General features: G+C 38.4%; 7 protein-coding genes and 1 pseudogene. All 8 read left to right on the top strand.

Annotated elements, in window-relative coordinates:
- The first annotated feature begins 141 nt into the window (after positions 1-141).
- Positions 142-1,317 carry a chorismate synthase gene (gene aroC / locus V7147_RS03670; RefSeq protein ID WP_335366508.1) on the top strand — a complete coding sequence of 392 codons (1,176 nt, stop codon included), beginning with the start codon at positions 142-144 and terminating at the stop codon, positions 1,315-1,317.
- Positions 1,317-2,396: a 3-dehydroquinate synthase gene (aroB, locus tag V7147_RS03665; RefSeq protein WP_335366507.1), complete on the top strand. Its 1,080-nt coding sequence runs from the start codon at positions 1,317-1,319 to the stop codon at positions 2,394-2,396. The genes aroC and aroB overlap by 1 nt, the downstream gene beginning before the upstream one ends.
- Positions 2,397-2,428: 32 nt before the next feature.
- The gene (gene aroH, locus V7147_RS03660) at positions 2,429-2,803 is read left to right on the top strand and encodes a chorismate mutase (protein WP_335366506.1); all 375 of its coding nucleotides are present in this window, start codon (positions 2,429-2,431) and stop codon (positions 2,801-2,803) included.
- Between the two features lie 400 nt (positions 2,804-3,203).
- Positions 3,204-4,016 carry an NAD(P)/FAD-dependent oxidoreductase gene (locus V7147_RS03655; RefSeq protein ID WP_335366505.1) on the top strand — a complete coding sequence of 271 codons (813 nt, stop codon included), beginning with the start codon at positions 3,204-3,206 and terminating at the stop codon, positions 4,014-4,016.
- Positions 4,017-4,318: 302 nt separating this feature from the next.
- The gene (locus V7147_RS03650; RefSeq protein ID WP_335366504.1) at positions 4,319-5,239 is read left to right on the top strand and encodes a hypothetical protein; all 921 of its coding nucleotides are present in this window, start codon (positions 4,319-4,321) and stop codon (positions 5,237-5,239) included.
- A 6-nt stretch (positions 5,240-5,245) separates the two neighbouring features.
- The gene (locus V7147_RS03645; RefSeq protein WP_335366503.1) at positions 5,246-5,902 is read left to right on the top strand and encodes a DUF4129 domain-containing protein; all 657 of its coding nucleotides are present in this window, start codon (positions 5,246-5,248) and stop codon (positions 5,900-5,902) included.
- Positions 5,889-7,016, top strand: a complete 1,128-nt coding sequence (locus V7147_RS03640) for a DUF4350 domain-containing protein (RefSeq protein WP_335366502.1) — start codon at positions 5,889-5,891, stop codon at positions 7,014-7,016. Before V7147_RS03645 ends, V7147_RS03640 begins: the two co-directional genes overlap by 14 nt.
- Positions 7,013-7,129: pseudogene (locus tag V7147_RS03635) on the top strand (AAA family ATPase); the annotation flags it as partial. The gene V7147_RS03640 and the pseudogene V7147_RS03635, both read left to right, overlap by 4 nt.

The raw sequence follows: 7,129 nt of genomic DNA, 5'->3' as shown, positions 1-7,129 counted from the left end.
CTTGCGCTTTTCTTATAATTCATAGAAATTTTTGAAAAAATCTATCCGGTTTTATAAAGATTATGATATATTGATACATAATCGCTTTAAATTACGAAAGTGAAATTTACTTTTCACTTGATTATATAAGGGGGTAACATAATGAGATATTTAACAGCCGGAGAATCACATGGACCACAGCTTACAACAATTATAGAAGGTGTACCTGCAGGTCTTGAAATAACTACAGAGGATATCAACCTTGAACTTGCTAGACGCCAAAAAGGGCATGGTCGAGGCAGAAGAATGCAAATTGAAAAGGATGAAGCTCGAATCGTAAGTGGTGTCAGACATGGTAAAACACTTGGTTCCCCAATTGCATTGGTTGTTGAAAACAATGACTGGAAGCACTGGACAAAAATTATGGGCATAGAGCCGATAACGGATGATGAGGCAGAAGATATCAAACGTAAAATTACACGTCCACGTCCTGGACATGCTGATCTTAATGGAGCCTTGAAATATGGTCATCGAGATATGCGTAACGTTCTAGAGAGATCCTCTGCTCGTGAAACAACTGTGCGAGTTGCTGCTGGGGCTGTAGCTAAAAAATTCTTAGCTTCCTTAGGAATCCAGGTAGCTGGACATGTACTTGAAATTGGTGGTGTTCGTGCGCAGGATGCGGCGACATATTCAAGCATTGAAGAATTAAAAACAAAAACGGAAGAATCACCTGTAAGATGTCTTGATGAAGAGGCAGGTGTTCAAATGATGAATGCGATTGATGAAGCAAAGAAAAATGGCGACTCAATTGGTGGAATTGTCGAAGTCATTGTTGAAGGCGTACCTGCAGGTGTGGGTAGCTATGTCCATTACGACAGAAAGCTTGATTCAAAAATTGGTGCTGCAGTGCTAAGTATCAATGCCTTTAAAGGTGTTGAATTTGGTATTGGTTTTGATGCAGCTAGAATCCCTGGAAGTCAAGTTCATGATGAAATCATTTGGGATAAAGAAAATGGTTATCAGAGAAGAACGAATAATTTAGGCGGATTTGAAGGTGGAATGACGAACGGTATGCCAATCGTTGTTAGAGGTGTCATGAAACCAATTCCAACTTTATATAAACCACTGAAAAGTGTGGATATTGAAACGAAGGAAGTATTTGAAGCAAGTATTGAAAGATCTGATAGCTGTGCTGTTCCTGCAGCTTCAGTCGTTGCTGAAGCTGTCGTAGCTTGGGAAGTTGCAAATGCGATTGTTGAACAATTTGGACAAGACAGAATCGATTTAATTCAAGAGAATGTAGCGAAAATGCGTGAGTATTCGAGGGAATTTTAATGGACAAGTTGACCATTGCTACAAAATCGAAAACATATCCGATGTACATTGGGACTGAAATTATTGATCAACTACCCCAAGTGATACAGGAAACATGTAAATCGGTATCAAAGGTGCTCGTCATTAGTGATGAGACTGTTGCTGCACTTTATTTAGATAAAGTGCTCAGCAACCTTAAGCCACAATATAATGAGCCCTTATCATTTGTGATTCCTGCTGGGGAAAGTGCAAAATCTTTTGATATGTATTATCGATGCCAGAGCTTTGCGCTTGAAAATGGATTGGATCGTTCTTCTGTAATCCTTGCTTTGGGTGGGGGAGTTGTTGGAGATTTAGCCGGGTTTGTTGCGGCAACTTTCATGCGTGGCATCCCTTTTATCCAAATTCCAACAACGTTACTTGCCCATGATAGTGCTGTTGGAGGTAAGGTTGCGATTAATCATGAACTTGGAAAGAACATGATTGGCGCTTTTCATCAACCGAATGCGGTTTTATATGATATTGATTTAATGAAGACATTACCTAGACATGAGCTCCGTTCAGGTTTTGCTGAGATCATTAAGCATGGACTAATTTGGGACCCAGAATTTTACGTATGGCTAACAGAGGAAATTAAATCCTTTGATGACCTAAAAGGTGAAAAACTTCAATATGCTGTATTAAAGGGTGTAGCTGTTAAAGCTAAAGTTGTTTCTGAAGATGAGCAGGAAAAAGGGCTCCGAGCCATCTTGAACTTTGGTCACACCTTAGGTCATGCAATTGAGGCAGAGTCAGGATATGGGAAGATCACTCATGGTGATGGAGTTGCAATTGGGATGATTTTTGCATTAAAGATAAGCGAAAAAATCTTTAATATCAATCTATCATCTGAAAGAATTAGAGAATGGTTTCGTTTATTTGAATTCCCCACAACCATTCCTAAAGGACTAGACCGTGAAAAACTCCTTGAGAGAATGAAGCATGATAAAAAAGCTGCTTTTGGAAAAGTGAGAATGGTCTTGTTAAAAAATATTGGAGAAACGGTCATTCAGGATGTCGAAGATGGGCAATTAATTCGTTTCTTGAAGGATTTTCATTAAATGGGGAGCTAGGCGCAAAAGGAGGGGTGACAATGATAAGGGGAATACGTGGTGCTACAACAATTGAAGAGAATAATAAACAAGAAATATTAGCTGCTACTGAAAAGCTATTACGTGCCATGATTTCTGAAAACAACATTAAAGCAGATGATGTTGCACAAATCGTATTTTCAGTAACGGAGGATATTGATGCAGCTTTTCCTGCTGCTGCTGCAAGGCGAATTGATGGTTGGGCATTTGTTCCGGTAATGAGTATGAGAGAGATTCCGGTCCCAGGGTCACTGCAAATGTGCATTCGTGTGATGATGACCGTGAACACAACCGCCAAACAAGAAGAGATCCAGCATATTTATCAAGGTGGGTCCATTGTCCTAAGGCCAGACCTTACAACCGTTAAAGAGAATTAAATAGTACGAATAATGCATTGACAAAAACGCAATGCATACGATAAGATAAATAACAATATTTAGTATAGTCATAGAATAGTAAGTTTTCAGTTAGTTTTTTTAGAGCAGAGTTTAGGGTAGATGAGAATGAGTGATTTTAGCTGAGGTTAGCTTAGAGTTTAGTATGTTTACTTCTACCCAAGGATACGTATGTGTCTTTGGGTTGTTTAACTTTATTCAGTTGAATAAAGTTAAAGCCTCCGGCGGATGCCACAGATTTTTAGAGGAAATTTTTCGAGCAAGTCGAAAAAATCTGGGCGCAAATACGCCGAGGCGCATTTGATTATTATCGTTTTTTGATAAAAAGCGATTTCAATCTTTACATACCTCCTAAACCTCATTCTCCATATTACATGGAGGAGTGAGCCAATTGAATACGTATGATTTTTCCTCGTTTTCGTCCGATGCCAAACATTATCGGACAATTCCAATCGTCAAACGTTTCTTAGTTGATACGTTGACACCCATTCAAATTTTTCAAAACTTAAAAAATGAAGCATCCTTTTTACTTGAAAGTAAGGATCATGAATCCGATTGGTCTCGGTATTCATTCATCGGCCTAAAGCCATTTCTGTTCATGGATGAACACAAAGGTCACTACTACGTGAAAAATGAAAACCAGCAAAGCTTGGTAAAGAAACAATCCATGAAGGATGCCTTTAATTGGATCAAGGATTATCTCGTGTTAAAGCCACTTGATATCGATTTTCTAGTATCCTCGCAGAAAGCGCAAATTGTTCATTTGGGTTTAGAAAATACCGATACAGAAAATTGGCCAGTTGTAATGCCACCAAATGATCAGTACATATTAGCCTTTGATGGCGGAAAAGTTGTTGTTGGTGCAACACACGAAAATAATAAAGGAATCGATTACAGAATAACTGTCGGGGGACTTCATGAAATTTTTGATAAAGCTCTAAGTATTGCTCCCGGTTTATCGGAAGGAACGGTATTAGAAACAAGAGTTGGTTTTCGACCGTTTACTCCAGACTTTCTACCAGTTATTGGCGGTATTCACGGCCATGAAAATCTTTATGTTGCAAACGGTCTTGGAGCTTCAGGCTTGACTGTTGGACCATTTTTAGGTGGTGAATTAGCGAAGCTAGCAATGGGAATACCGCTTGAAATTGATTTAAGTCTGTATGACGTCAATGGTGCCATTGTATCACAATAGTTTCAAACACCAACAACCCCAAAAATATTTCTAAAATTATACAGAAAAACTTCCAGAATAATGTTAAAATAAGCGTTATTAGTTAATTTATTTACCCTAAACAGTAGACGTTGCGTCTTCTACTGTTTAGGGTATGCCTTAGGCGGAGACATGCGATTTTCAAATGTACCTTTCGAGCTTACGATCAAAGACTAAGAACGCCACTTCCTGTGGCAACGTCTTTGTGACCACCTCGTATGGGCCAAAAAAATCTGGGCGCAATTTCGCCGAGGAGAAATTGATCATGACAAGGAGATGGCAGATTGAACACAAAATTTTCACGACCTAAGGGTTTTGGGGAAATCCTTGACCTCACATTTAGTTTGAGTAAACAAAAATTTCGAGACTTTTTTACGATTTTACTTATTTTTATGGGACCTGTATACATACTCGAAGCACTTTTCTTATTAGCATCAGGAACAAGCTTTTTCAGGGAAGTCGGTCCAGGCGATGACTGGATATCGCAAATCACTAATAGCTTTGATGAAACGGCTGTTGCCGAAGAAGTGGGGTGGGGCGTGACATTGGGGACAATGTTTATTGGACTAATAGGATTAGTCTTATTTCCTGTTGCTGAGGCTGCAATTCTAATCGCTTTAAACCATATTCGAAAAAATGAGGAATATTCAATTAGTGCGGTGATTAAAAAAGCCTTTACACGATTCTGGGCAATGCTTGGGAGCAATATTTTATTCAGCCTAATTGTATTTGGATTCTTCCTTGTCGCAGTCTTGATATTAGTGCCAGGTGGTATTTATGGCGCCTTCGCCAATCCACTCGGTGCCATCCTTTTTGTAATTCTCTTCGGATTGGGGTTATTTGTTGGAATCGGTTATTTACTGACACGCTGGGGCTTTTATTTTGGTTCAGTTGTACTGGACTATGAATCTCCTGGATTTTCAAGAAGTTGGCACCTATCAAAGAAACGTGGCTGGGTTCTTTTTGGTCTATATATTATTTTCTTTTTAATTATTAGTGCGATTAGCTTTGCAATTGAAATGACATTCGGCATCTTTATGGGAAATAGTGTTCTGTTAACTTTAATCGTTAACTTAACAACCATTTTTACTACATTGCTTTTTGCTGTTGGGTACGGTGTGATGTACCTTGATGCAAGGGTTCGATATGATGCAGAGGATTTGGATGAAATGATCGAGGGGTTCAATGACCAAGATAAGTGGTGATGAACAATGGGACAAATGAATGATGCAAGGGACCGGATTGAAGAAATTCTGGATGGTAAAGAATATCGAATTTACTATGATGAATCAAGAAACGTGTTTCAAGAATGGTGGAATCAAGTAAAAGAATGGCTAGCCGATTTTATAGAAAATTTAATCCCTGCAATTGAGTCGGGTAGTGGTGCCGCTGAAGTAGTGCTAATCCTCATTATTCTCGGAGCACTGTTTCTATTAGGTATTGCAGTCTTTTTACTTGTACGAAATAAAAGAAGAAATGCAAACTTAAGTAAACATAAGCCTCTTCATTCAGCTCAAGCATTAAGTTGGACATATCAAAGGCATTTGCAAGAGGCTTTAAAGTATGAAGAAAATCATCATTATTCCCCTGCGACTAGACATCTATTTTTAGCACTTCTCTTGTTTTTCCATGAAAAAGAATGGCTTGAGGCTAAATTATGGAAAACAAACTGGGAATATTATGATGAGCTAAGTAAAGTGGAACAGTCCTGGGCTGATGAGTTTTATGATTTGGCATTAGTGTTTGATGAGGTCGCATATGGAGAATATGAGATTGATAGACTAGAATACACTCAATTTCGAGAAAAAGCTTTCGTCTGGCTAGATCACTCAGAAGGAGGAAAGGAGAAGCAACATGCACAAACATAAAATATGGATCACTTTAATTGGGCTTATCGCGCTCTTACTCTTTCTAACGTACTTTATTGAATCCTATAACCCAAAGGCGTATCCACATTATGTGTCTGATTCTCCTTCTCCAACCGGTGTAAAAGCTATCTATACATATTTAAACGATGAACATAAAGTGAAAAGATGGACACATGCGCCAAACCTATTAAGAAAGCAAGATACGAACCAAGTTCTTATAATGGTGGAGCCTTATTTCACACCAGAACAGGAAGACGTGAATGGGTATCTTGATTTTATGAAAGCAGGAAACAAGATTATTCTATTTAAAGAAAATCCACGAGGGATGTTCGATCTTAAAACACTACCAGCTGATGTCGACCCTTTTCTAGATGGAGCAATTACAATCAACGATACAAATGGGAAAAAATTTGACGCATTGATACAAGCAACAAATCGAATCATTCCAAATCCAGAGGAGAACGTGCTTTTAGAGGATGAGCTAGGTGTCATTGCAACAAGTCGAAAAATGGGTGATGGGGAGTTAATTACGGCAATTTCTCCAGAGTGGATCTTAAATGATTATCTCTTAGACCATGATCATATTCCACTTGTATTATCGTTAATTGAGGATAAGGATTCATCCATTTATTATTTTGATGAATATGTTCATGAACCAAAAAACTCTTCTAAATTCACAACATTATACCCAGCGTGGTTTATAGTTTTGCTTTTACAAGCTGGATTAATCGTTCTTCTTTGGCTTTGGTACAAAGGAAAGCGGTTTGGTCCAGTTATTGTGCCACGTGAGGAAACAGTTCGATTTAGTGATGAAAGTATTCGCGCATTGGGCGCATGGTATTTAAGAGGTCGTTATTACCATGACTCTTTAAACATTCAAGCAGATTATGTGAAGCAGCTTTTACAGGAGAAATGGGGAATTCCATTTCAACGGGATTGGAAGGATCTTACGAAAAAGTTGGATCAACGATGGTCTGGAAAACAAGAAAGTGAAATTAAACGATTCTTACATGACCTCACCAAGGTTTTGAAAACTGAAAAACTATCCAAACACGATTATTTGGTATGGTCAAAGAACTTAGAAGAATTACGAAAAGAGGTGGAGAGAGGATGAGACCAGAACTTGCATCCTTACTTGAGAAATACGAACAACGAATTTTAGGTCAGAATAAAAATTTACGACTTTTACTTTCTGCCATTCTAGCTGGTGGACACGTATTGATTGAA

Source organism: Bacillus sp. JJ1521 (genome assembly GCF_036965165.1).
Taxonomy (GTDB): Bacteria; Bacillota; Bacilli; order Bacillales; family Bacillaceae_L; genus Ferdinandcohnia.
Note: the sequence above shows the minus strand (reverse complement) of the source record. Positions and strands in the feature narration are given on the sequence as shown.